Raw genomic sequence first — 22041 nt, forward strand, 5'->3', positions numbered from 1 at the left:
CGTATGGGCTTCAGAACGGGCCGCGCTCCCACGGCCCCCAGATGGCCAGGGACATGCCCTGCCTTGCCTGGACGTTGACGTAGAGGGTGTGGCCGCCCGGCCCGAACGTGGAGCCGGCGAACTCGGCGCCCGGGTCGCCCTCGATGGGCTCCAGGCGGCAGAAGTCGAAGATCTCCCCCGCCTTGCTGAGCCCGCGCAGGTAGTTGGCGCCGTCGCCGTCCTCGCAGAGCACGAGCGTGCCCCGGCGGCTGACGGTGACGTTGTCGGGCAGGTCGAGCACCGAGGCGCGGGGCGACTCGTAGACGAGCTTGAGCCTGCCGCTCCACGTCTCGTAACCCCACACCTGGCCGCGCCCGTCGCCGAAGCCGTCGGGCGCCTCGTCGCCCGGCGCGGTGGCCCCGCCCTGGGTGGAGACGAAGTAGACCGTGCCCTGGTGCTGCACGGCGCCCTCCAGCCGGGAGAAGATCGCCGCGCCCGCCTCCCTGCCCTGCTTCCCCACGGCCTGGACGGCCTCGTCGTTGGACGGCCTGCCGCGGAAGTCGGGGTCGGGGTCGTCGATGTCGACCCACGTGGTCTCGTACGTGGCGCCGCGCTTCTGCCCCACCGACAGGTCCTTGCGCCTGGCGCCCTTGACGGCGAGCATCTGCAGCCGGCCGCCGTCGAGCAGCCGCCCGGCCAGCACCGGATGCTTGGGCGGCAGGTAGCGGTAGAAGCCGGAGGGGAAGCCGAAGTTGTCCTCGGTCAGGTAGAGGGCGCCGGAGGAGGGGTCGAAGGCGACGGACTCGTGGGCGAAGCGGCCGGCCGCGCGGATCGGCCTGGCGCTCGCGGCGCGGCCGACCGGCACCTCGAAGATGTAGCCGTGCTTGCGGGTGAGCTTGGCGTTGTCGCCGCCGGAGAAGTCGTCGCCCACGTCAGGGCCGTTGACGGTCTCCTCGCAGGTCACCCAGGCGCGCCAGGCCATGGGCCCGCCCGAGCAGTTCATCATGGTGCCGGTGAGCGAGGGCGCGCTCTCGATCACCTCGCCGTGGCGGGTGACGCGCAGCGTGGAGGTGCCGCCGCCGGCCATCGGGTCGTAGGCCCGCTTCTTGTCGCCGAACGCGCCGACCGGGCCGTTGACCTCGTGGTTGCGGATGAGGATCGTGCTGCCCTTGGGCCCTGCGAAGGCGGCCATGCCGTCGTGGCGGCCGGGGACGGTCGAGCCGTCGCCGAACGTGCCGCCGGCCACGCTGAACGAGCGGTAGCGGAAGCCGTCGGGCAGGTGCAGGCGCACCTCGCCGTCACGCAGGTCGCGTACGGGACGCAGCGGCCCGTACGCGGGCACCGGCTTGGCCCGGCCTTGCCGGCTCACGCACGCGACGCCCGCGAAGGGCCCGGCGATGCCGGCGGCCACGGTGGAGATGAAGCGGCGACGGTCCATGGCAACCTCCGTCAGGCACAGTACCCGCTCGTGGCAGCCGAACTCCTTCACTTTCCCCGAACTGAGTCTCGGTAATCCCACGCCTTCATCCACAGGCTGTGGACACCCGGGGCGCTCCCCCTCCCATGATCCGTTTTGTCGGGCATCGCTACGCTGCCTAGGTGAACAACGGCTACGTGGAACTGAGCAGGGAGCAGTGGAGTGAGCTCCGCAAGAACACGCCCTTGACTCTCACCGCAGACGAGCTGGAAGAGCTGCGCGGGGTCGACGACCCCATCGACCTGACCGAAGTCACCGACATCTACCTCCCCCTGACCCGGCTGCTCAACCTCCACTTCACCGGGTCGAAGCAGCGCAGCAGCGTGCTGAGCGCGTTCCTGGGGCACGCGGAGCAGCGCGTCCCGTACATCCTGGGCATCGCGGGCAGCGTCGCGGTCGGCAAGTCGACCACGGCCCGGCTGCTGCACACCCTCCTCGCGCGCTGGCCCGAGCACCCGCACGTGGAGCTGATCACCACCGACAGCTTCCTCTACCCCAACGCGGTGCTGGAGGCCAAGAAGATCATGCATCGCAAGGGCTTCCCCGAGAGCTATGACCGGCGGGCGCTGGTCAGGTTCGTGGCGGAGGTCAAGGCGGGCGCGGCGGAGGTGAAGGCGCCGGTCTACAGCCACCTGGAGTACGACATCGTCCCTGGCGCCGCCCAGACCGTGAGAAATCCCGACATCCTGATCATCGAGGGGCTCAACGTCCTCCAACCGGCCCCGCCCACGTCCCTCGCCGTCAACGACTACTTCGACTTCTCCATCTACGTGGACGCCAAGGTCGAGGACATCCGCACCTGGTACGTCGAACGCTTCCACAAGCTGCGCCGCACCGCCTTCGAAGACCCCAAGTCCTACTTCCGCCACATCGCCGAGCTCTCCTACGAGGAGGCCACGGCGTTCGCGGAGAACGTCTGGCGCGACATCAACGAGCGCAACCTCGTCGAGAACATCGCCCCCACCAGGGGTCGCGCCGACCTCGTGCTCAAGAAGGGCGCAGACCACTCCGTACGACGGGTGCGTCTTCGCCAGACCTGAACGCCTCCTCGTACACGTAACGCCCGAACCTGCCCGCACACCCCAGATCGTCGACGCCGGCGAACCAGCACTCCCCGTCGTGATCATGACACCAGATCATGCGAGGAACGTTCGCGTACCGGCGTCAACACCCCGTCAACATCCGATCGACGAGAATGTCCGAGTGCTGCACCTGCGACTGATCGTTCCCGCCGCTCGCACCGAAGAGGCGACGGCGGTGTTGGAGAGCTGCCCAGGCGTCACCAACATCGCCGTCCTGCCGGGCGCCGCCCGCGAGCCGCGCGGCGACCTGGTGCTCTGCGACGCGGCCAGAGAGTCGGCCAACGAGGTGCTCGGCCGGCTCGCCTGGCTGCGAACCGAGGGCTCCATCGCGGCCGAGCAGGTCGACCTCTCGATGTCGGAGGCCGCCGACGCCGCCGTCGAGGAGGCACCTGGCGAGCCCGACGACGCCGTGGTCTGGGCCGAGCTGGCCCAGCGGGTCTCGGCCGACTCCCGGGTCACCTGGTCCTACCTGGTCTTCCTCACCATCGCCACGCTGCTGGTCGGCATCGGCGTGCTGCAGAACTCCCTCATCCTCATCGTCGGCGCCATGGTGCTCGGCCCAGAGTTCGGCGCGATCGCCGCCATCTGCTTCGGGCTGCTGCGCGGCGACGGCCGGCTGATCGTGACCGCGCTGCGGACGCTGGTCGTCGGGTTCGTGGCGGCGATCGCGATCACGTACGTGTGCGCGCTCGCGGCGTACTGGCTGGGCTGGTTCGGCCCCGGCGACATCGGCGGGCACGAGGAGGTGCAGTTCATCGTCAAGCCCGACCGCTGGTCGTTCGTCGTGGCCCTGCTGGCCGGCGCGGCAGGGGTGCTGTCGATCACGGCGGGCAAGTCGACGGCCCTGATCGGCGTGTTCATCTCGGTCACCACGGTCCCCGCCGCCGGTTACGTGGCGGTCGCGCTGGCCGTCCAGGAGCTGCGGGAGGTCGGCGGCTCCATCTCCCAGCTCGCGCTGAACCTCTTGGGGATGAGCGTGGCGGGCACGCTCACCCTCCTGGTCCAGCACAGATTCTGGCCTCAAGTAGGACGGCGTTCATCCCTATGACCGAGGCGGCGGCGTCGGGCGGACGGGTAGGGTCCGGCTCATGCACATCCTCGCCACCGAGGGGCTGACCAAGCGCTTCCCCACCGTCACCGCGGTCGACCGGCTCTCGGTCGCCGTGGGGCCGGGGGTCACCGGTCTGGTCGGGGCGAACGGCGCCGGCAAGTCGACGATGATCAAAATCTTGCTCGGCCTGCTGCCGCCGTCCGAGGGCACCGCGCGCGTGCTCGATCTCGACGTCACCACGCAGGGCGCCGAGATCCGCCGGCTCGTCGGCTACATGCCCGAGCACGAATGCCTGCCCCCCGACGTATCCGCGACCGAATTAGTCGTCCACCTCGCCCGCATGTCCGGGCTGCCGCGCACCGCGGCCCGCGAACGCGCCGCCGACGTGCTGCGCCACGTGGGGCTCGCGGAAGAGCGCTACCGTGCCGTCGGCACCTACTCCACCGGCATGAAACAGCGGGTGAAGCTGGCACAGGCGCTCGTCCACGACCCCAAGCTGATCTTCCTCGACGAGCCGACCAACGGGCTCGACCCGCGCGGGCGCGACGAGATGCTGACGCTGATCCGGCGCATCGGCACCGAGTTCGGCATCAGCGTGCTGGTCACCTCCCACCTGCTCGGCGAGCTCGAGCGCATCTGCGACCACGTCATCGTCATCGACGCGGGCCGGCTGCTGCGCTCCTCGGCCATCGGCGAGTTCACCCAGGCCACCCAGACCCTGACGGTCGAGGTGGACGAGGGGCTCGACGACCTGGCCGCCAAGCTGTCCGGCGACGGGCAGACGGTCTCGCTCCAGGGGCGGCAATTGGTCGTCAAGGTGGCGGGCGAGCAGACGTACGACGTCATCCGCGACGCCACCGCCGAGCTGGGCCTGTGCCTGATCCGCCTGGAGCAGGGACGCCACCGCATCGAGGACGTCTTCAGGGATGAGGTGGCACATGTCTGAGATCTACGACATCGGCTATCGCCACTACGACGGCCCCAGGCTCGGCCGCGGCTACTCGACCAGGGCGCTGACGGTCCACAGCCTGCGCGGCGTCTTCGGCCTCGGCCGGCCGGCGCGCAGCAAGATCGTCCCGTACTCGCTGGCCGCCATCATGTTCTTCCCGGCCGTCGTGAACATCGCCATGATGGCCCTGGCGCAGCAGCGCGGCATCGCCTACAGCGGCTTCGCGGTCGTCATGCAGGCCGTCGTGGCGATCTTCCTGGCCGCCCAGGCGCCCACGGTGGTCGCGCCCGACCTGCGCTACCGCGTCCTGCCGCTCTACCTGTCGCGACCCGTCTCGGTCGCCGAGTACGTCGGCGCGAAGGTCGCCGCGATGACCATCGCCGTGTTCGCGCTCGTCGCGGCCCCGATCACGGTGATCTACGCGGGCGAGCTGCTCATCGACATGCCGGGCCCGCCCGCCACCGGCGAATACCTGAGCGCCATGCTGATGTCGCTGGTGCTGGCGCTGCTGCTGTCGGTCTTCGGGCTCGCGCTGGCCTCGTTCACGCCGCGGCGCGGCCTCGGCGTGGCCTCGGTGATCACGGTCTACCTGCTGTCGTCGGCCGCGGTCCCCATCATCTACGGCACCCTCTACTCCACCGGCAACGAGGCCGCGGCCACCTACGCCTGGCTGGTCAACCCGTTCTGGCTGGTCGACTCCGTCCAGCACGCGGTGTTCGGCACGCCGTCCCACGCGATCGAGGACGGCGTCTACCCGAGCGGCGCCGCGTCGATCGCGGTGCTGCTCGTGCTGCTCGCCGCCGGCCTCGCCGCGCTGGCCCTGCGCTACAGGAAGGCGGCCGCGCGATGAAGATCGAGCTCTCGCAGGTCTCCCGCTGGTACGGCAACGTCGTCGCGGTCAACGACGTCACCATGACGATCGGGCCAGGCGTCACCGGCCTGCTCGGCCCCAACGGGGCGGGCAAGTCGACGCTCCTGCACATGATGGCCGGCTTCCTCGCCCCGTCGGGCGGCACGGTCACCGTGGACGGCACCCGCGTCTGGAAGAACCACCACATCTACCGCAGCATCGGCCTGGTCCCCGAGCGCGAGGGCGTCTACGGCTTCCTGACCGGCTGGCAGTTCGTGCTGTCCGCCGCCCGCCTGCACGGCCTGCCCGACCCCGACGAGGCCGCACACAAGGCCCTGGCCACCGTCGAGATGGAGGAGCCCAAGGACCGGCGGGTCGAGACGTACTCCAAGGGCATGCGCCAGCGCGTCAAGGTCGCCGCTGCGCTCGTCCACGACCCGCCCGTGCTGCTGCTCGACGAGCCGTTCAACGGCATGGACCCGCGCCAGCGGCTGCACCTCATGGACCTGATCCGCGCCATGGGCACGGCGGGCAAGACCATCCTGTTCAGCTCCCACATCCTGGAGGAGGTCGAGCGGGTCGCCCAGCACATCGAGGTGCTGGTGGCCGGCCGGCACGCCGCGTCGGGCAACTTCCGCGAGATCAGGCGGCTGATGACCGACCGGCCCCACCTGTTCAGGATCCGGTCGAGCGACGACAGGAAGCTGGCCGCCGCCCTCGTACGCGACGACTCCACCGGCGGCATCACGTTGCGCCCCGACGGCCTGGAGGTCCAGGCCACCGAGTTCCGCCGCTTCGCCCGCCTCCTGCCCCAGGTCGCCCGCGCCGAGGGCGTCAGCCTGCACCAGGTCTCCCCCGCGGACGAGGACCTGGAGAGCGTCTTCTCCTACCTCATCAACAGGAGCTCCTGATGAACACAGTCGTCGCGGGCATCACCTACCGGGCCCTGCTGGGGCGCCGGCGGATCATCCTGCTCCTGCTGCTCCCGCTGGCCCTGATCGGCCTGGCCGTGCTGTTCAAGGTCTTCGGCGCCGCCGACCAGCGCTCGGCCGTCCTGCTGCTGCAGAACTTCGCCATCGGCACCATGCTGCCGCTGCTCGGCCTCATCGCCGGCACCGGCGTCATCGCCCCCGAGATCGACGACGGCACCATCATCCACCTGATGTCGAAGCCGATCTCGCGCCCGACCATCGTCATGACCAAGTTCCTGGTGGCCGCGTCGCTGCTGGCGGTGTTCGCGGCGGTGCCGACGTACGTGTCGGGCTGGCTGCTCGTACGCGGTGAGGACGGCGTCGCCGCCGGCTTCGCCCTCGGCACCCTGGCCGCAGGCATCGCCTACGCCGCGCTGTTCCTGCTGCTCGGCATCGTCACCCGGCACGCGGTGACGATCGGCATCGTCTACGCCCTGGTCTGGGAAAGCCTGGTCGGCAGCCTCGTGCCCGGGGCCCGCAGGTTCTCCATCCAGCACTGGGGCCAGTCGATCGCCGACCAGCTCAGCGACTCGCCCTTCCTCAAGACGGACGTCACGCTCGGCTTCGCCATCCCCGCCCTGCTCATCGTCACCGTCGCCGCCGTCCTCTGGGCCGGCCAGCGCCTGCGCGCCTTCTCACTCACCGGCGACGAGTGACCGTACGCACGAAGAAGGCCCGCGGAGAGATCCCCGCGGGCCTTCTTTCGATGCCGTGTCTCAGAGGCGGTCTCAGACGCCGGGTCTCAGACGCCGTGTCTCAGACGCAGACCTTGCGGACCACGTCGGCCAGGCGGTTCGCCACCATCGTGGCGTGCTCCTCGCTGGCCGCCTCGACCATCACCCGGATCATCGGCTCGGTGCCGCTCGGCCTGATCAGCACGCGCCCGGTCTCGCCCAGCTCCGCCTCCGCCGTGGCGACGGCGGCGAGCAGCTCGGGAGCCGCGGCCTTGCCCTTGTCGACGTCCTTGACGTTGATCAGGATCTGCGGCAGCGACGTCATGATCGAGGCCAGCTCCTTGAGCGGCACCCCCGACTTGGCCACCACGCCCAGCAGCTGGAGCGAGGTGAGCAGGCCGTCGCCGGTGGTGGCGTGGTCGAGCATGATGACGTGGCCCGACTGCTCACCGCCCAGGTTGTAGCCGTCGGCCTTCATCCGCTCCAGCACGTAACGGTCGCCCACCGCGGTCTCGACCACGGTGATGCCCGCCTCGCGCATCGCGAGCTTGAAGCCCAGGTTGGACATGACGGTCGCGACCACGGTGTCCTTGGCCAGCAGGCCGTCGCCGTGCAGCGCGGCGGCCAGCACGGCCATGATGTGGTCACCGTCGACGATCGCGCCGGTGTGGTCGACCGCCAGACAGCGGTCGGCGTCGCCGTCGTAGGCCACGCCGAGGTCGGCCCCGCGCGAGACGACCACCTGGCAGAGCTTGTCGAGGTGGGTCGAGCCGTGACCGTCGTTGATGTTGAGGCCGTCGGGACGCGCGCCGATGGCCTCGACCCGCGCCCCCGCGCGCACCAGCGCCTCGGGAGCCACCATGTGGGCCGCCCCATGAGCGCAGTCGACCACGACGTGCAGGCCGTCGAGGCCGGCGTTCATCGTGGTCAGGACGTGGGAGATGTAGCGGTCCGCCTCGCCGTACGCGTCACGCACGCGCCCCACGCCGGACCCGACGGGGAAGCTCCACTCCTCGCCGAGCCGCCGCTCGATCTCGTCCTCGACCGCGTCGGACAGCTTGAAGCCGCCGCGCGCCAGGAACTTGATGCCGTTGTCGGGCGCCGGGTTGTGCGAGGCCGACAGCATGACGCCGAGGTCGGCGCCGAGCGCCGCGGTCAGGTGGGCGACGGCAGGAGTGGGCAGCACGCCGAGGCGCAGCACGTCCACTCCAGACGCCGCGAGGCCGGCGACCACTGCGGCCTCGAGGAACTCTCCCGAGGCACGCGGGTCCCGGCCTACGACCGCAACCGGACGGCGTCCGGTAGCGGCGAACGCGCCTGCATCGCCGAGGACATGGGCCGCCGCCACGGACAGATCCATGGCGAGCTCGGCCGTGAGGTCGCGGCCCGCGACCCCACGTACCCCGTCGGTGCCGAAGAGGCGCGCCAACTCAGCGCTTGCTGTACTGCGGAGCCTTACGGGCCTTCTTGAGGCCGTACTTCTTCCGCTCCGTGGCGCGGGCGTCACGGGTGAGGAAGCCGGCCTTCTTCAGCGGCGGGCGGTTGACGTCGACGTCGAGGATCGCCAGCGCGCGGGACAGGCCCATGCGCAGCGCGCCGGCCTGGCCGGTCACGCCGCCGCCGTCGATGCGCGCGATGACGTCGAACGCCTCCTCGGCGCCGAGCACCACGAAGGGCTCGTTGACGATCTGCTGGTGGACCTTGTTCGGGAAGTAGACATCCAGCGAACGACCGTTGATCGTCCACTTACCGGTGCCGGGGACGATGCGCACGCGGGCGATCGCCTCCTTACGGCGGCCGGTGCCGTACGAGTTGCCCGTGGTGACGGGCTTGCGCACGGGAGCGTCAGCGCTGGCGGCGGACTCGGTGGTGTACTCGGACGGGAAGTCCTCGCCGGAGAAGTCCTCCAGCTCGGCCGTCTCTACGACCGTCTCGACACCGGTGGGCTCAGCCACGGTTCTCCTCTAACTCTTTCGAACTACTACTGGGCGATCTGGGTGATCTGGAACGGCACCGGCTGCTGGGCCTGGTGCGGGTGCTCGGAACCCGCGTAGACCTTCAGCTTCTTGGCCATCTTCCGACCGAGGGAGTTCTTCGGCAGCATGCCCTTGACGGCCTTCTCGACGGCCTTCTCCGGCCGCTTCTCCATGAGCTCGCCGTACGTGACGGAACGCAGACCGCCCGGGTAGCCCGAGTGGCGGTACGCCTTCTTCTGCTCAAGCTTGTTGCCGCTCAGCGCGATCTTGTCCGCGTTGATGACGATGACGAAGTCACCGGTGTCGACGTGGTTGGCGAAGATCGGCTTGTGCTTGCCGCGGAGCAGGGTCGCGACGTGGCTGGCCAGCCGGCCCAGCACGACATCGGTCGCGTCGATGACGTACCACTGACGCTGGACGTCGGCGGGCTTCGGTGAGTACGTGCGCACGGTCGTAGCCTTCTTTATGCTCGCGTCTTCGGCGCTGTCGGATGCGACAGCTACATTGGTCGGTCGGTGCGGGCACACGACGGCCCGGACCTTCCGTCTCCACATCACGGGAGATGACGCCGGACGCGCCGCGCATCGGTCTCGCAGGACCTATGCACACAACGAACCTAAGCTACCCGCCCTGAGGCGTGCAGGTCAAAAGACCGGTAACCCTGTGCGATTCTACCTGACCTCAGAACGGTTTAGTTTCGTTTCCCTGGGACCCCTTCTTTCCCAGGACCCGACATCCCTATCGTTAGCGGCGGTATGTGGCAGATCTCTCGCACCCGGCTCACCCAGCGCGGCTCCCGGCGCCGGAGCCGCCTGGGCCTGCTGACCTGTCTGCTCTCGGTCCTGTTCACGGGCGTGCTGATCGGCCGGCTGAGCAGCGAGGAAGAGCCGGCCCGCCACATCTACCTCAGCGAGACCGCGCCGCCCGCCGCGGCCACCGCCAACCCGGCGCCGACCGTGCAGAAGAAGGCGCAGCCGCAGATCGAGAGCATCCCCAGAGGCATCACCATCAAGAAGGAAGTGGGCGAGCCCACCGCCACGCACGCGCCGCGCCGCACCCCCGACGGGCAGATCCCCGGGTTCAACTCCCACGACAACCCGTCGGCGGCGTTCGAGGACGGGCGCGAGGACGTACGGGTACTGGCGGGCATGGCGTCCGAGGTCGTCACGCTGACGAACTCCGCCAGGGCCAAGCGCGGATGCGGGCCGCTCAGGGTCGACGCGGGGCTGACCAGGTCGGCCCGTACGCACTCGCTGGAGATGGCCCGCGCGGGTGAGCTCGCCCACAACTCCCCCGACGGCTCCTCCCCCTGGGACCGCATGGAGCGCGCCGGATACCGCTGGGGCGCCGCCGAGAACATCGGCGCCGGATACAGCACCGCCCAGGAGGCGGTGAGCGGCTGGATGGGCAGCCCTGACCACCGCAGGAACATCCTCGACTGCCGCCTGAAGGCCATCGGCGTCGGCGTCGCCGCCGGGCCCGGAGGCCCATGGTGGACCCAAGACTTCGGAACCCAATGACGAACATCACGGTAATGTCGCCGCATGGTTTCCAACGGCAGTGGGGAACGTGACCACGGCACCGGCAGCGCCCCCTACGGCATGGGAGGCACTCCCAGGGGCGAGGGCTCACCGGCGGGCGCGACGGGGGGCAGCCTGTTCACGAGCAACGGCCCCGCAGATGGCGGGCCCGCCGACGGGGCCCCTGGCAGCTTCTTCGCGGCCGACGGCGGCTCCGAAAGTGGCCGGCCCCGCAGGGGCAGGCCGGTCGACGAGCCCTTCCCCAACAACCCGGGCGGCGGCTCTGAGGCGCCCGGCAGCCTGTTCATGAGCGGCTCCGGCCGCCACGGCGGGCCCGGCGGTCCTTCTGGGCCCGGCGGTCCTGCCGGCCCCGGCGGTCCCGGTGGCCCTGCCGGCCCCGGTGGCCCTGCTGGTTTCGGCGGTCCTGACGGCCCTGCCGGTGGGCCCGGCGGCGCTCCGGGCGGTGCTCCCGGCGGTCGCGGCCGTCACGGCGGCGGCCCTGGTGGTCCTGCTGGTTCTGGTGGCCCTGGTGGTCCTGCCGGCCCTGGCAGCCCCGGTGGTCCCGGTGGCCCCGGTGGGGGTTTCGGCGGCGGGCCTGCCGGTCCGCCGCAGGGCGGCTTCGGCACGGACCCGTTCGGCGGCCCGAGCGGCGCGCACGCCGTTCCCGGCCGACGAGCCGCCGCACCGAACGGTCCCGGTGGCGGCCCTGATGGCGGCCCTGGTGGCGGTTTCGGCGGCGGCCCTGGTGGCGGCCCTGGTGGCGGTTTCGGCGGCGGCCCTGGTGGCGGTCCCGGTGGGGGACCCGGAGGCGCCCCTGGGGGCGACCCCTCCGCGAGCGCCGCCACCTCCGCCTTCGGAGCGCCCACCCCGCCGGAGGGCGCCGACGGCAAGGACGACAAGGGCAAGGACGGCAAGAAGGGTAGGGGCGACAAGTCCGCCTCTTCCGGAAAGTCCCGCCGAGGCCGTAAAGACCGCGGTGCCGCGGCAGGCCCCGAGACCGCTGACGCCACGGGCAAGGACAAGCCCGAGGACGACTTCACGAACAGGGCTCCCCAGAGCCGCATCGGCTGGAGCCCGTACGACGAGGGCAGCCGCTCCCGCGGCCCGCTGCTCGCCGGCATCGGCGGCCTGGTGGTGCTCGGCCTGCTCGGCGGCGGCCTGGCCCTGATGTACAACGCCGACGACCCGGTCACCGCCGAGACAACCGCGGCCCGCCAGACCTCGGCGCCGCTGCCCTCGGTCCCGCCCGGCAAGTACGGCTTCGCCGCCAGCCGCGAGACCGACCCCGACCCGATCTCGGTCAAGGAGCTGTTCGGCAAGAAGCGGAAGTTCACCGTCTCGAAGCGCGGCTACGAGATGACGATCACCAGCAAGGACAAGAAGTGCACGGACGGCGCTCTCGGCGACTCCCTGCAGAAGGCGCTCAAGTCCGCCAAGTGCACCCAGTTCGTCCGCGCGAGCTTCCGTGACAAGGCCGGCGTGGTGATCGGCACGGTCGGCGTGGCCAACCTCAGCTCAGAGAAGCAGGCGGCCAAGGTCGCCAAGGCCGGCAGCACGAGCAACTACGTCAAGCCCCTGGCAGGCAAGGACGAGGTCACCAAGCAGCTCGGCTCGGGCGCGGGCGGCGCCAAGATCTCGACGTACGGGCACTACGCGATCCTCGTGTGGTTCCAGAACAAGGACGGCACGAAGCCCGACTCAAAGGGGTCGAAGCGGATCTCTCAGGCCATCGTCGACATCACCAAGGCCACCGTGTACGTGGCCCTGGACAACCGGGTTCTGACCGGCAACGCGCTCAGCTGAATGGTCTTTTGGGGCGAACCCGCTGCAAAGGGGCTCGTGATGCTCCTGGGAACGCCCATACCGGCCTAACGATCTCGCTCCGCTCGCTAGGCTCCAAGCTATGCGTGGCCAGGAACCCGGGTCTGAGCACGATCAGAGGGAGGCCGACGGTTCGGCCGCCCCAGCGACACCACCGCCGAGCTTCGGCCAGACCAACGGGCGAGACGTTCCACCGGCGTCCACTCCCTCCGGCGAGCGGACGTCGGCCCACCCACACCCATCGGGCACCTCCCCCTATCCTCCGGGCTCCCCCGGCGCCACGGCCGCCGGCAACGACCCCGGTGACCCCAATCCTCCCCTGCCCGACGGCCCTCCAGCCCCCGAGCCACGCCTTCAGGCATCGGAATCCCCGTCAACGTCCGGGAAGGACCAGGCGGCCCCAACAGCGCCTACACCCTCTGGGGACCAACCGGCGCCCGCCGCCCCGGACACCAACGCCGCGCCCGCGGACCTCCCGTCGGACGCCCACCCATGGGAAGTCCCCGCCGACGACGCGGCTCCCTACGACTGGCTTTCCGACCCAGCACTTCCCCAGCCCGCCCCCCAGTCTCCCTTCGGGCCCACGCCCAACGCCCCCTCCACCCCACCCCGCTTCGGCCAACCCCCCTTCACCGGCCCGCAAGCCACCCCCCAACCGCATAACCAGCCACCCTTCGGACCACCTCAAGGCCCGCCACCCTCCGGAGCGCCGCAAGGCCAGCCGCCTTTCGGACCGCCCGAGGGCCAACCGCCTTTCGGGTCACCGCAGGGCCGGCCACCTTTCGCCCCGGCACAGGGCGCCCCACCCTTCCACCAAGGCGGGGCCGACGCCCCGCCGTCCGGTCAGAGCGGCCCCGGCGCCACGCCAACCGGTCAGAGCGGGCCTGGCACCCCACCGTTCGGTCAGGGCGGGCCCGGTGCCCAGCCGCCCGGTGTCCAGCCACCAGGTGCCCAGTCACGGAGCGGCCGACCTCCGGCCCCTGACCACGGTCACCCGCACTTCGGCGCGCCTCAGGGCGGCCCGCACGCGTTCGGCCAGCAGCCGCCGGGGGCGCCGTTCGGCGTGTCGCAACCGCACCCCCCGGCGGGCCCACCGCACCCAGGCCAGCCGCCGTTCGCCGCGCCCCACCCTCGCCAGCCGCTCGCCGCACCACACCCCGAGCAGGTGGGCCCGAACCAGGTGGGCCCCAACCAGACCGGGCCCAAGCAGGCCGGCCCCACCCAGCCCCACCCGGGTCCACACTTCGACGGCCCGCATCAGGGAGCCCCGCACCCCCCACAGCACAACGGCGGCGCGCAACCAGGCCACCCCATGCCCCCAAGCGCCCAGCAGCAGCCCGGCCAGGGCGCCTGGCCTGCGGAGGGCCCGGGGTCGACAACGCCACCGTGGGAGCCACCGCCGGCGTTCACCGCAGCGGCGGCGGGCATGCCGACCTGGCCCGCACCGGTGTCGGACGCTCACGCCATGCCCCCATGGCCGGCCGCCACGGGCGAACTGGAGGCCGTCCCCGACGCGGACGAGCCCTTCCTTCCGCCCCCCTTCAACCCGAACCCGACCCCGTTCATCCTGAACCAGGTAAGCGCCGGCGACACGGACTACCCAGCCGACGGCACCAACCTGGACGCGATCACCACGGACCCGGAGGGCCTCGACCTCCCGGCGGCGCACTACTCCGACCCGGCCGACCAAGACGCAAAGGAGCAGGACCAGCCGGGCGACGCACCCGTGCCCAGCACGCCTCGCTCCCTCTCCTCAAACGAGGCACCGACCCGTCCGGCCAACGCCCAAACGCCGTTCGCCCGAACCGGCGCAACGGCCCACCAAGGCGACACCCACCCGAACGCCTTCCACCCGGCCGACACGGACACCACCCGCGCCCACTTCACGAAGCCGGGCGAAACCGAGCCAGCCGACACCGACCCGGACATCATCCGACAGCACATCCCGCAAGCAGCGGCCAGCACCCAAGCGGATCCCCCGGGCCCAGGCACCGTCCCCGGGAACACCGATCACACGCACGCCAGCCACGCGAACGCCGACCTCGCGGACGCGAACCGCAGCGACGTCAACCACAGCGACGTCAACGCCACCCGTCCAGCCCTGCCACGCCCTGACGTAACCCAGGGGGACGCAACCCACTCGGACACGGCAGCCACCCACGAAGGCGACGAGTCTTCGCCAACGGCTGCCCATCCGACCCAGGGCTCCTCAGGCCCCGTAGGCAACGGCTCAAAGCCGGCTCAGGCCGGCACCGAGCCGGCTGAGGGCGGCGCACAGCAGTCCGACGACACCACGGACCAGCCCACCGCCGCTCACCCGCGCCCGGCCACACTCCCGCATGCGGGCTCAGCACCGCACACGGATCCGCATCCGGACCGGGCCCCGCAGACGCAGTCGACCACCGGCTCGGACAACAAGCAGCAGCCCACTAACCAGGAGAACCCCGACACCCCTCAGGCAGAGTCGACCGACCACACAGATTCGGCCGGCCCCGGTGGCGAGGTCGAGGCCGCTGCGACGGCCACCTCACCGAACCAACCCCATGACCCCGCCCGCCCCCCGGAGCCAGGCGACGTACCCGTCTGGCCCCCCACGCCCGCGACCGGTGACAAACTGCCCGAGCTCCCGTTCTCCAGAGACACCTGGGGCCAGAAGCCCACGTCGGCTTTCAACGTCCCCGCCCAGACGGGGCCGGGCGCTCCGGCCTTCCCACCGGGCGCCTTCAAGCAACCCCCGTTCCAGACGCCACCGCCACCCCCGCCACCGCCCAAGAGCAAGCGGGCGCTGCTGGTGACCCTGGGCGCGCTGGCCCTGGCCGGCATCGCGACGGGCGGCTTCTTCGCGTACCAGACGGTGACCTCACCGGCCCCGACGACGGCCGCCACGCGAGCGTCGGCGCCGCCACCGTCGGCGACGGCCAACGCCGCCACCCCGCCGCCCGAGACCCCGGCGGCGACGTCCGTCCTCGACTCGGAGCAGACCGACCCGCAGAAGCTGTCCCTCTCTGAGGCGTTCCCGAAGAGGAAGGTGAGCGCGGCGGGCACGACGTTCACGCGGGTCAAGGCCGGCATGGAGACGACGTGCGCCAAGGCCGCGACGGGCGCCTTCGCCGACGCGCTGAAGGAGCGGGAGTGCAGCCGGGTGCTGAGGGCCACGTACGTCGACGGCAAGCGCCGCTACGCGGTCACCACGGGCATCGCCGTCCTGCCTGACAAGGACGCCGCCGCCGCGGCCGACCAGGCGAAGGACCTGCCGAACAACGTCTGGTTCCGCCCCCTGCCCGGCCCTGAGAAGTCGGGCGGCGAACGGGTGCACATCGCCGGCGGCTACGCGGCGGGCCTGGTTTGGGGCCGCTACATCGTCTTCAGCTACGCCACCCACGCCGACGGCCACACCCCGAAGGCCGACGAGAAGACGCTTCCGAAGGTGAGCGCCGAGTTCCGCGACCTGACCTCAGAGGTCCTGGAACGCCGCGCCACCAAGGACTGACACCCGCAGATCGGGGCGTACGAACAGGCACCAGCCCCCCGTACGCCCCGACCCGGCCCTCTCACACGAGGGTCACCGCACGCGCCACCTCACGCCCCGGACCGGCACCGGGTCAGAAGCACGAGGCTCGAAGCACGCGGGCCGGAAGAACGCTCAGCCGGCGTCCGCCCCCACCGTACGAACCCGCCGCGTAGCCGCCGCCCGAGCGGCGAGCTCCTCGTCGGCCGGATACCCGACCTCCTCAAGGCACAGCCCGTGAGCGGGCGCGACATGCACCCCGGAGTCCCGCACCCGACGGGTCAGCACCTCAGCAGGCCACTCCACCGGACGCCGCCCCTCCCCGACGGCCAGCAACGACCCCACCAGTGCCCGCACCATCGAGTGGCAGAAGGCATCGGCCACCACAGTGGCGACCAGCACGCCGGAGTCCTCGCGCACCCAGTCGAGCCGCTGCAGCTCCCGGATGGTGGTGGCGCCCTCGCGCTTCTTGCAGAAGGCCGCGAAGTCGTGCTCCCCCAGCAACAGCGCGGCGGCGGCGTTCAGCGCGCCGAGATCGAGCGGCCGGTTGTGCCAGACGACCTCGCGCCGCCGCAACGGGTCGACGCCCCCGGGCGCATCCCCCACCCGGTACGCATACCGCCGGAACATAGCCGAGAACCGCGCGTCAAAGCCCTCAGGAGCCACCGAGACCCGATAAATCCGTACATCGGGCTCCAGGACCCCACCCAGCCGCCGCACGAGCGCAGAGAGCCGCTCATCGACGCCCAGCGGCCCCCGGCGCCCGTCGAGCTCCCCCAGCGCCGCCTCAGGCAGGTCCACATGCGCGACCTGCCCCCGCGCATGCACCCCCGCATCGGTACGCCCGGCAACGGTCAGCATGGCCGGCGAGGAAAGCCGCAGGATCCGCGTGAGCGCCAGCTCGATCTCCCCCTGGACGGTACGCAGCCCCGGCTGCCGAGCCCATCCGGAGTAGTCGGTCCCGTCATACGCGAGATCGAGACGAAGCCGTACCACGATGATCCCCCTATCAAAAGGGCCCGAACTCAAAAAACGGGCCCGAACCCCCGCAAAGGGGATCGGGCCCGTCCAGCCTGAAAGATCAGGCCTCGTCCTTCTTCGCCTCGCCCTCGGCGGGAGCGGACTCCTCAGCCTTGGCCTCAGCAGCCTCGGCGGGAGCCTCCGAAGCCGGAGCCTCAGCGGCCGGAGCCTCGGCAGCGGTCTCCTCGGCGGGAGCCTCAGCCGGAGCAGCGGCGGCGGGAGCCTCGGTACGGCGGGTGGTGACGCCGTTCAGCGGCTCGGTCACCAGCTCGATGACCGCCATCGGGGCGTTGTCGCCCTTACGCGCACCGATCTTGGTGATGCGGGTGTAGCCACCGGGACGCTCGGCGAACGTCGGCGCGATCTCGGTGAACAGCTGGTGCACGACGCCCTTGTCCCGAACGACGGTCAGGACCTGACGCCGGTTGTGGATGTCGCCCTTCTTCGCCTTGGTGATCAGGCGCTCCGCCAGCGGGCGCAGGCGCTTGGCCTTGGCGACCGTCGTGCGGATCTTGCCGTGGCGGAACAGGTCCGTGGCCAGGTTGGCCAGGATCAGCCGCTCGTGCGCCGGGCTGCCGCCAAGACGTGCACCCTTGGTGGGCTTGGGCATGTCATTTCTCCTTGAGGTTCACCCGCCCCGGCCGTGCCAGGTACCGGGGTCGGGCCGCCAGGCCCCCGGCCGGGGGCCCGCGCTAGCTGGGAATCAGTACTGCTCGGTCTCGACGTACGCGCTGTCGTCGTCGTCGTAGCCGCCGCCGGCCACCGCGCTCGGGTCGAACCCGGGCGGGGAGTCCTTGAGCGCCAGCGACATCTCGTGCAGCTTCTGCTTGACCTCTTCGATCGACTTGGCGCCGAAGTTGCGGATGTCGAGCAGGTCCTGCTCGCTGCGGGCGACGAGCTCACCCACGGTGTGGATGCCCTCGCGCTTGAGGCAGTTGTAGGAGCGAACCGTGAGGTTGAGCTCCTCGATCGGCAGCGCCAGGTCGGCGGCGAGAGCGGCGTCGGTCGGCGACGGACCGATGTCGATGCCCTCGGCCTCGACATTGAGCTCGCGGGCCAGGCCGAAGAGCTCGACGAGGGTCTTACCGGCGGAGGCCACCGCGTCGCGGGGCTTCATCGCGGGCTTGGTCTCGACGTCGAGGATGAGACGGTCGAAGTCGGTACGCTGCTCGACTCGGGTCGCCTCGACCTTGTAGGTGACCTTGAGCACCGGGGAGTAGATGGAGTCGATCGGGATGCGACCGATCTCCTGGCCCGGCTGCTTGTTCTGGGCGGCGGAGACGTAGCCGCGACCGCGCTCGACGGTCAGCTCCATCTCCAGCTTGGCCTTGCCGTTGAGCGTCGCGATGCGCAGCTCGGGGTTGTGCACCTCGACACCGGCGGGCGGCGCGATGTCGGCGGCGGTGACCTCACCCGGGCCCTGCTTGCGCAGGTACATCACGACCGGCTCGTCGTGCTCGGAGGAGACGACCAGTTCCTTGAGGTTGAGGATGATGTCGGTGACGTCTTCCTTGACCCCGGGGACGGTCGAGAACTCGTGCAGCACGCCCTCGATGCGGATGCTCGTCACGGCCGCGCCCGGGATGGACGACAGCAGCGTGCGGCGCAGCGAGTTGCCGATGGTGTAGCCGAAGCCGGGCTCCAGCGGCTCGATGACGAACCGGGACCGGGTCTCGTCGATCGACTCTTCGAGAAGAGTCGGACGCTGAGCGATCAGCATGTGCGGGTCTCCCCTTTTTTCGTGTGACGCCCGCTATATGACGCCACTCCGATGAACAGCGTAGCCGGGGTACGGCAATGCGTACCCCGGCCGAGGCTCACTTCGAGTAGTACTCGACGATGAGCTGCTCTTGAACCTGCGTGTCGATCTGCTGGCGCACCGGAAGCTGGTGAACCAGGACGCGCAGCTTGTCGGGCACGACGCCGAGCCACGCGGGAACCGTGCGCTCGCCGGCGGTGGCGCGAGCCACCTCGTACGGCATCAGGTTGCGCTTGGTCTCGCGGACCTCGATGATGTCGTGCTCGCGGACGCGGTAGGACGGGATGTCCACCTTCTTCCCGTTGACCAGGAAGTGTCCGTGACGGACCTGCTGGCGGGCGGCGTCACGCGACTGGGCGAACCCGGCGCGGTAGACGACGTTGTCGAGCCGGCTCTCCAGGATCTGGAGCAGCACCTCACCCGACTTGCCCGTGCGGCCCGCGGCCTCCTCGTAGTAGTTGTGGAACTGCTTCTCGAGGACGCCGTAGATGCGGCGGGTCTTCTGCTTCTCGCGAAGCTGAAGCTGGTACTCGGACTCCTTGGGACGTCCGCGACCGTGCTCACCCGGCGGGTAAGGACGGATCTCGATGGGGCACTTGGCGGACTCGCACTTGCTGCCCTTGAGGAAGAGCTTGGTCTTCTCGCGGCGGCAGAGCTTGCAGTCGGCGCCCGTGTAACGAGCCATTTCTTCGTATCTCCTGGGCTAAGTCAGACGCGGCGGCGCTTCGGCGGCCGGCAACCGTTGTGCGGAACCGGGGTGACGTCCTGGATCGAGCCCACCTCGAGGCCGGTGGCCTGCAGCGAGCGGATCGCGGTCTCGCGGCCGGAGCCGGGACCCTTGACGAAGACGTCGACCTTGCGCATGCCGTGCTCCATGGCGCGGCGGGCGGCGTTCTCGGCGGCCATCTGGGCGGCGAACGGGGTGGACTTACGGGAGCCCTTGAAACCCACGTGGCCGGCGCTGGCCCAGGAGATCACGTTCCCGTTGGGGTCGGTGATCGAGACGATCGTGTTGTTGAACGTGCTCTTGATGTGGGCGTGCCCGTGAGCGACGTTCTTCTTCTCCTTGCGGCGCACCTTCTTCGGCGCACCCTGGCGGCTCTTAGGAGGCATTGTTTGCCATTACTCCTGAGGTCTTCGGTCCGCGGCTGTGTGTGATGGTCGCCGGCCCGGCACCCGCCGGTCGCGTGCGCGACCGGGGCCGGACGGGTGGCGACATCCCGTGCGGGACTACTTCTTACCGGGCTTCTTCTTGCCGGCGACGGTCTTCTTCTTGCCCTTACGGGTGCGCGCGTTGGTCTGCGTGCGCTGACCGTGCACGGGCAGGCCCTTGCGGTGCCGGATGCCCTGGTAGCAACCGATCTCGATCTTGCGGCGGATGTCGGCCTGGACCTCGCGGCGCAGGTCACCCTCGATCTTGAAGTTCGCCTCGATGTAGTCACGCATCGGGACGAGCTCGGTGTCGCTGAGTTGGTGCACGCGCAGGTCGCCGCTGACACCGGTGGCCTGCAGGATCTCCTGGGCGCGGGTGCGGCCGATTCCGTAAATGTAGGTGAGAGCGATCTCCAGCCGCTTGTCGCGGGGGAGGTCGACGCCAACCAGGCGAGCCATGGTCGGGCATTCTCCTTCTTTGTGGCGGAGGTCTTGCGCCGCACTACCCCTCCCCAATGCCCGGGGTGAGGGCCCCGGCCTCCGACCGGGGGTCTCCTGAGCGGTTCGGCGAATGCCGCCTGCTCAGGCGTGAGACGCGCCAACTGACTCAAGGCTTCTCATGCGTCGAGCCCGCTCCCTTGCGGGGCGGACTCGGAGAAGCCTTGCGGCGACTAACCCTGACGCTGCTTGTGGCGCAGGTTGTCGCAGATCACCATGACGCGACCGTGCCGGCGAATCACCTTGCACTTGTCGCAGATCTTCTTGACGCTCGGCTTTACCTTCATTGTCCTTTGATTCCTCAGACGTCTTACTTGTATCGGTAGACGATCCGCCCGCGACTCAGGTCGTAGGGGCTCAGTTCAACGACTACCCGGTCGTCCGGAAGAATCCGGATGTAGTGCATCCGCATCCGTCCGCTGATATGGGCAAGGACTTTGTGGCCGTTGTCGAGCTGCACCCGGAACATGGCGTTCGGGAGCGATTCGACCACAGTGCCCTCGATCTCGATGGCGCCGTCTTTCTTGGCCAAAATTCCTCGCGTTTCACTGATCGGTCGTCTGAGGCTCCGGTTCACTACGCAGCCGCGACCTTCACGCTTCGAAGAGAGCGACGGCCGCCAAGGACCGCCGACGCGTGATAAGTCATAGTGAGCCGACTAAGGAGTGTACGACACCTGGGCCCAAAACGCGAAACGCGTGCCAGGTGTCCTGACACAACCACGTAGAAGTCTACCCCACCCCGCAAGCCGCGACGCCCACAACACGAGGCCCGCCAGGGAAGCTCCCCCGACGGGCCAGGCTGGACGGACCTAGTAGATGCGGTGCACCGAACCGCAGGACTTCGACTTGCCGCCCCAGCAGGTGTACGCGTAGATCCGCTTGATCCCCTTGCCCGACCAGCTGCCGTGGTGCTTGCCGTTCCACGGACGGTAGAACGTGTGCCACTTGCCGCCGGAGTAGTAGCGGAACCAAACGTAGCCGGACTTCGAGGTGGACTCCTTGCCGTACCAGTGGGTGTAGACCTTCCCGCCCTTCTCGAAGGTCTTGCCGTAGGTGTAGGCCTTGTGGTTGCTGCTGTAATACGTGCCCCAGCCGCCCGCCGAGCTCGCCTGGGTGGCGCCGGCGGTCACCGGTGCGGCCTGGGCGGCGGGGGCGACGGCGAGGCCGGTGATGGCCATGGAGCCGGCGAGAGCGGTGGCCGCAAGGATCTTGCGCATCGATTCCTCCGAGTGGGTGGTGTTTCCCGACACCGCTCACGCTAGGAATCGCCGCCTTTACGCACTGCGCACGAATGCACACAGTGCACTAGTGCACAAAGCCTAGGACTCCTTCGGCTGATTGTTACCGCCGAAGACCGTGCTCACCAGCAAGATGACACCCCACGGACCCATCACCCACAGGGGCCACGGATAGATCAGGTCGCCCGAGGTGACGCTCACGATCAGCCAGATGACCCAGTTGATGCCGCTGGCCGCGGCCCAGGCGCTCCAGGCCGCCGCCATGCCGCTGTGCATGCCCTTCTTGTCGGGCACCGTCGAGCCGGCCTTGACCGGCAGGTGGCGCAGATCGACGTCGGGCAGGTCGGAGGTGAGCCTGGCCAGCTCGCCGTAGGTCTTGCTCTTGTAGAGCTGCTCCAGCCGCTCGTTGAACTCGTCCATCGTGATGCGGCCCTGCGCGGTGTGCTCGCGGAGGATGGCGGCGACGCGGTCACGGTCGGCGTCGGAGGCACGCATCTCGGGGCTGTTCGCCATC

The 22041-nt window shown here is 70.0% G+C and carries 24 protein-coding genes; 9 read left to right on the plus strand and 15 right to left on the minus strand.

Features of this window, described 5'->3' with window-relative positions; genetic code table 11:
- Positions 1-10: 10 nt before the first annotated feature.
- The gene (locus tag ABZW11_RS32645) at positions 11-1417 is read right to left on the minus strand and encodes an alkaline phosphatase PhoX (protein ID WP_355425534.1); all 1407 of its coding nucleotides are present in this window, start codon (positions 1415-1417) and stop codon (positions 11-13) included.
- Between the two features lie 176 nt (positions 1418-1593).
- On the opposite strand from ABZW11_RS32645, the gene coaA reads away from it, so the two are divergent.
- The 6 genes from coaA (at position 1594) to ABZW11_RS32675 (ending at position 7015) form a co-directional block, all read left to right on the plus strand.
- Positions 1594-2496: a type I pantothenate kinase gene (coaA, locus tag ABZW11_RS32650; RefSeq protein ID WP_355425639.1), complete on the plus strand. Its 903-nt coding sequence runs from the start codon at positions 1594-1596 to the stop codon at positions 2494-2496.
- 163 nt (positions 2497-2659) lie between these two features.
- Complete coding sequence (locus ABZW11_RS32655) at positions 2660-3586, plus strand: DUF389 domain-containing protein (protein ID WP_355425537.1); 927 nt, start codon at positions 2660-2662, stop codon at positions 3584-3586.
- Positions 3587-3626: 40 nt separating this feature from the next.
- Positions 3627-4535: an ABC transporter ATP-binding protein gene (locus ABZW11_RS32660; protein WP_355425540.1), complete on the plus strand. Its 909-nt coding sequence runs from the start codon at positions 3627-3629 to the stop codon at positions 4533-4535.
- Positions 4528-5388, plus strand: coding sequence for an ABC transporter permease (locus ABZW11_RS32665; protein ID WP_355425543.1), 861 nt, complete (start codon positions 4528-4530; stop codon positions 5386-5388). The genes ABZW11_RS32660 and ABZW11_RS32665 overlap by 8 nt, the downstream gene beginning before the upstream one ends.
- On the plus strand, positions 5385-6299 hold the full coding sequence (locus tag ABZW11_RS32670; protein WP_355425546.1) for an ABC transporter ATP-binding protein: 915 nt from the start codon (positions 5385-5387) through the stop codon (positions 6297-6299). The genes ABZW11_RS32665 and ABZW11_RS32670 overlap by 4 nt, the downstream gene beginning before the upstream one ends.
- Positions 6299-7015, plus strand: a complete 717-nt coding sequence (locus tag ABZW11_RS32675) for an ABC transporter permease subunit (protein WP_355425549.1) — start codon at positions 6299-6301, stop codon at positions 7013-7015. The genes ABZW11_RS32670 and ABZW11_RS32675 overlap by 1 nt, the downstream gene beginning before the upstream one ends.
- A gap of 100 nt (positions 7016-7115) precedes the next feature.
- On the opposite strand, the gene glmM is transcribed toward ABZW11_RS32675, so the two are convergent.
- From glmM to rplM, 3 genes are read right to left on the minus strand one after another with little or no spacing between them, the layout of a single operon-like run.
- Positions 7116-8462 (minus strand): phosphoglucosamine mutase, encoded by a 1347-nt coding sequence (gene glmM / locus ABZW11_RS32680; RefSeq protein WP_355425551.1) that lies wholly within the window; start codon positions 8460-8462, stop codon positions 7116-7118.
- A 1-nt stretch (position 8463) separates the two neighbouring features.
- Complete coding sequence (gene rpsI / locus ABZW11_RS32685) at positions 8464-8988, minus strand: 30S ribosomal protein S9 (protein WP_355425554.1); 525 nt, start codon at positions 8986-8988, stop codon at positions 8464-8466.
- A 26-nt stretch (positions 8989-9014) separates the two neighbouring features.
- A complete protein-coding gene (gene rplM, locus ABZW11_RS32690) occupies positions 9015-9458 on the minus strand; it encodes a 50S ribosomal protein L13 (protein ID WP_345395704.1) in 444 nt (147 codons plus the stop codon).
- Between the two features lie 306 nt (positions 9459-9764).
- Between rplM and ABZW11_RS32695 the strand changes: the two genes are divergently transcribed.
- Positions 9765-10529 carry a CAP domain-containing protein gene (locus ABZW11_RS32695; protein ID WP_355425557.1) on the plus strand — a complete coding sequence of 255 codons (765 nt, stop codon included), beginning with the start codon at positions 9765-9767 and terminating at the stop codon, positions 10527-10529.
- 24 nt (positions 10530-10553) lie between these two features.
- On the plus strand, positions 10554-12332 hold the full coding sequence (locus ABZW11_RS32700) for a hypothetical protein (protein WP_355425560.1): 1779 nt from the start codon (positions 10554-10556) through the stop codon (positions 12330-12332).
- A gap of 973 nt (positions 12333-13305) precedes the next feature.
- Here the strand turns inward: ABZW11_RS32700 and ABZW11_RS32705 are convergent.
- The gene (locus ABZW11_RS32705) at positions 13306-13650 is read right to left on the minus strand and encodes a hypothetical protein (protein WP_355425563.1); all 345 of its coding nucleotides are present in this window, start codon (positions 13648-13650) and stop codon (positions 13306-13308) included.
- 165 nt (positions 13651-13815) lie between these two features.
- Between ABZW11_RS32705 and ABZW11_RS32710 the strand changes: the two genes are divergently transcribed.
- On the plus strand, positions 13816-15840 hold the full coding sequence (locus ABZW11_RS32710; RefSeq protein ID WP_355425565.1) for a hypothetical protein: 2025 nt from the start codon (positions 13816-13818) through the stop codon (positions 15838-15840).
- Positions 15841-15993: 153 nt separating this feature from the next.
- On the opposite strand, the gene truA is transcribed toward ABZW11_RS32710, so the two are convergent.
- The 10 genes from truA to ABZW11_RS32760 all read right to left on the minus strand — a co-directional run bounded on the left by truA (position 15994) and on the right by ABZW11_RS32760 (position 22040).
- The gene (gene truA, locus ABZW11_RS32715) at positions 15994-16854 is read right to left on the minus strand and encodes a tRNA pseudouridine(38-40) synthase TruA (protein ID WP_355425568.1); all 861 of its coding nucleotides are present in this window, start codon (positions 16852-16854) and stop codon (positions 15994-15996) included.
- Positions 16855-16939: 85 nt separating this feature from the next.
- Positions 16940-17488 (minus strand): 50S ribosomal protein L17, encoded by a 549-nt coding sequence (gene rplQ, locus ABZW11_RS32720; RefSeq protein ID WP_355425571.1) that lies wholly within the window; start codon positions 17486-17488, stop codon positions 16940-16942.
- Between the two features lie 93 nt (positions 17489-17581).
- A complete protein-coding gene (locus tag ABZW11_RS32725; protein WP_043623495.1) occupies positions 17582-18598 on the minus strand; it encodes a DNA-directed RNA polymerase subunit alpha in 1017 nt (338 codons plus the stop codon).
- A 97-nt stretch (positions 18599-18695) separates the two neighbouring features.
- Complete coding sequence (gene rpsD / locus ABZW11_RS32730) at positions 18696-19322, minus strand: 30S ribosomal protein S4 (RefSeq protein WP_080043218.1); 627 nt, start codon at positions 19320-19322, stop codon at positions 18696-18698.
- Between the two features lie 23 nt (positions 19323-19345).
- A complete protein-coding gene (rpsK, locus tag ABZW11_RS32735) occupies positions 19346-19750 on the minus strand; it encodes a 30S ribosomal protein S11 (protein ID WP_020542285.1) in 405 nt (134 codons plus the stop codon).
- A 117-nt stretch (positions 19751-19867) separates the two neighbouring features.
- Complete coding sequence (rpsM, locus tag ABZW11_RS32740) at positions 19868-20248, minus strand: 30S ribosomal protein S13 (protein WP_043623489.1); 381 nt, start codon at positions 20246-20248, stop codon at positions 19868-19870.
- A gap of 212 nt (positions 20249-20460) precedes the next feature.
- Positions 20461-20574 carry a 50S ribosomal protein L36 gene (gene rpmJ / locus ABZW11_RS32745; RefSeq protein WP_003956441.1) on the minus strand — a complete coding sequence of 38 codons (114 nt, stop codon included), beginning with the start codon at positions 20572-20574 and terminating at the stop codon, positions 20461-20463.
- 23 nt (positions 20575-20597) lie between these two features.
- The gene (infA, locus tag ABZW11_RS32750) at positions 20598-20819 is read right to left on the minus strand and encodes a translation initiation factor IF-1 (RefSeq protein ID WP_012887858.1); all 222 of its coding nucleotides are present in this window, start codon (positions 20817-20819) and stop codon (positions 20598-20600) included.
- Between the two features lie 279 nt (positions 20820-21098).
- Positions 21099-21506, minus strand: a complete 408-nt coding sequence (locus tag ABZW11_RS32755; RefSeq protein WP_355425575.1) for a hypothetical protein — start codon at positions 21504-21506, stop codon at positions 21099-21101.
- 102 nt (positions 21507-21608) lie between these two features.
- Positions 21609-22040 carry a DUF1707 domain-containing protein gene (locus tag ABZW11_RS32760; RefSeq protein ID WP_355425578.1) on the minus strand — a complete coding sequence of 144 codons (432 nt, stop codon included), beginning with the start codon at positions 22038-22040 and terminating at the stop codon, positions 21609-21611.
- Position 22041 lies beyond the last annotated feature (1 nt).

It is taken from the genome of Nonomuraea sp. NPDC004580, assembly GCF_040609855.1.
GTDB classification, from domain to species: domain Bacteria; phylum Actinomycetota; class Actinomycetes; order Streptosporangiales; family Streptosporangiaceae; genus Nonomuraea; species Nonomuraea salmonea.